Here is a 2,347-nt window from a genome sequence, read left to right on the forward strand (position 1 = left end):
AAGTGAGCGACGCTGCCGGCCGGGTCATCGTCAACACCTTCGACGCGCTGTACCGTCTGGAGACCAGTACCGACGGCATCGGCCTGATCGAGCGTCTGAGCTACGACGCCGACAGCCGCGTGCTCTCGCGCGAGAACGGCCGCGGCGAGGTCACGCGGTCTGAGTTCAACGCCCTCGGCCACGAGACCCTGCGCGTGCTGCCGCGGAACCAGGCCGGTGCGCGCGAGCTTGAGTTCGAGCCCGGCATCCACGGCGAGGTGCTGGCCGAAACCGACGCCAACGGCAACACCACCACGCACACCTACGACGGCCTGGGCCGCCGCGTGCTCAGCACCCTGCCTGCGGTGCCGGCCGGGCCGGACAGCGGCAACACCCGCCGCTGGACCTATGACCGCGTCGGCAACGTGCTGAGCCACACCGACGCGGCCGATCGCACCACCACCTGGCGCTACAGCCCGCGCAACCAGCGCATCGAGCAGACCGACCCCAGCCCGCCGGGCCACACCCAGACCTGGGACTCCCAAGTTCGACAGTTGGAGCAGGAATTCCGGCCAGCCGCAGTGGTGCCGCCTCCGGAAATCAATGAGTTACTCAGCGATTTTGGCAGCTTTGTGTTGTGTCACGACACGTCTTTGCAGCCCTTGCATTGAGCGTGTTGTGGCGATTAAAGTTGTTCCATGTACACGCGCATCACCCGTTCCGGCGGTCGCAGCTACCTCCAACTCGTGGAGGGCTACCGTGTCGACGGCAAGGTCCGGCAGCGCGTGGTGGCTTCCCTGGGCCGGCTGGATGAGCTCACCGAGGCCAAGCTCGCACCGCTGATCAGCGGCTTGGAGCGCGCCTTGGGACGCACGCGACAGGCCGAGCCGATCGAGTACCGCTCGGCGCGTGCGTTCGGGGATCTGCACGCGCTGCAGATGCTCTGGAACGAGCTGGGTCTCGGCGCCGCTCTGAGTCGTGCTTTGCGCTCGTCGCGTCGCAGCTTCGATGCCGAGGCGCTGATTCGCACGATGGTGTTCAACCGGTTGAGCTGCCCCGATTCCAAGCTCGGCGTGCTGCGCTGGCTTGAGACGGTCGAGATGCCGGGTGTGCCGGCAGAGGTGACTCACCAGCAGCTGCTGCGCGCAATGGACTGCCTGATCGACCGCATCGACGCTGTGGAATCCGCGGTGCTGAAGCTCGTGCGGCCCTTGCTCGACAACGAGGTCACCCTGTTGTTCTACGACCTCACCACCATCCGCATTCACGGCGAATCCAACGGTGGTGTTCAAGACGTGCGGGCGTTCGGCCGCTCCAAGGAAACCCACGGCCCCGCCCGCCAGTTCGTATTGGGTGTGGTGCAGTCGGCCGAGGGGCTGCCGCTACTGCACACCGTGGCGCCCGGCAATGTCGCTGAGGTCGACACGCTGCGACCGATGTTGGAACACGCGCTCAAGCGCTTCCCGGTGGGGCGCTTGGTGGTGGTCGCCGATCGCGGCTTGTTGAGTCTGGACAACGTCGAGGAGATTCGACGCCTGTGTGGCGAAGCCGAGCAGCGCCTGGACTTCATCCTCGCAGTGCCCGCGCGTCGCTACGGCGACATGCCCGAGATCGTTCGGTCCCTGACGTTCAAGGACGGCTTGGCGGAAGGGCGCTTCGCCGACTATCGCCTGGTGGCCGCTCACGATCCTGCGCGTGCCGCCGAGCAGACTGCACGCCGCCGCACGCGCATTGAGGCGGTTGAGGCGTTTGGCGAACAACTCGCCGCCAAGCTCGATGGCCAGGACACGGGCGCCGCAAGCCGTGGCCGTCGCGCCAGCGATCGCGGTGCCTACAACCGCTTTCTGCGGCGTCTGCTCGAAGAGCAGCTCACACGCTTCATCAAGACCGACCTCGGCGCCGAGCGCTTCGCCTTCGAGCGGGACGACAAGGCCCTGGCGGATGCTGAAGTGCTCGACGGCACCCTAGTGTTGTTGACCAGTATCGACGCCGCAGCAATGAGCACTGCACGCATCGTCGAGCGCTACAAGGCACTGGCCGACATCGAACGCGGCTTCCGCGTGCTCAAGAGCGACATCGATATCGCGCCCGTGCACCACCGCCTGCCCGAGCGCATCCGCGCACATGCCCTGATCTGCTTCCTGGCGTTGCTGCTCCACCGCCTGCTGCGCTTGCGCTTGAAGGCCACGGGTTCGGCCTTCTCACCACAACGAGCACTGGCCACGCTGCGCCAGATCCAACGCCATCGCATCCATATTGGTGAGACCGAACACAGCGGCATCAGCCGACCGACTGAGGAACAGCTGCAACTGTTCGAGGAACTGAAGCTACCGCCTCCGCGCTGACCAACCTCCAAGTGTTGTGGCAA

Annotated in this window: 2 protein-coding genes; both read left to right on the forward strand. The window is 65.9% G+C overall.

The features are described 5' to 3' along the window. On the forward strand, positions 1-650 hold a 650-nt coding region (locus tag ACOVRJ_RS22955), incomplete at its 5' end, for a hypothetical protein (RefSeq protein ID WP_422046142.1). A 27-nt stretch (positions 651-677) separates the two neighbouring features. Continuing rightward, positions 678-2,324 (forward strand): IS1634 family transposase, encoded by a 1,647-nt coding sequence (locus ACOVRJ_RS22960; protein ID WP_422046143.1) that lies wholly within the window; start codon positions 678-680, stop codon positions 2,322-2,324. Positions 2,325-2,347: the final 23 nt, after the last annotated feature.

It is taken from the genome of Roseateles sp. (assembly GCF_049240545.1).
Classification (GTDB): Bacteria; Pseudomonadota; Gammaproteobacteria; order Burkholderiales; family Burkholderiaceae_C; genus Paucibacter_A.

Bases quoted from the DNA above. Each gene is read 5' to 3' on its own strand.
- ACOVRJ_RS22960 (WP_422046143.1), top strand. From the start codon at position 678: ATGTACACGCGCATCACCCGTTCCGGCGGTCGCAGCTACCTCCAACTC.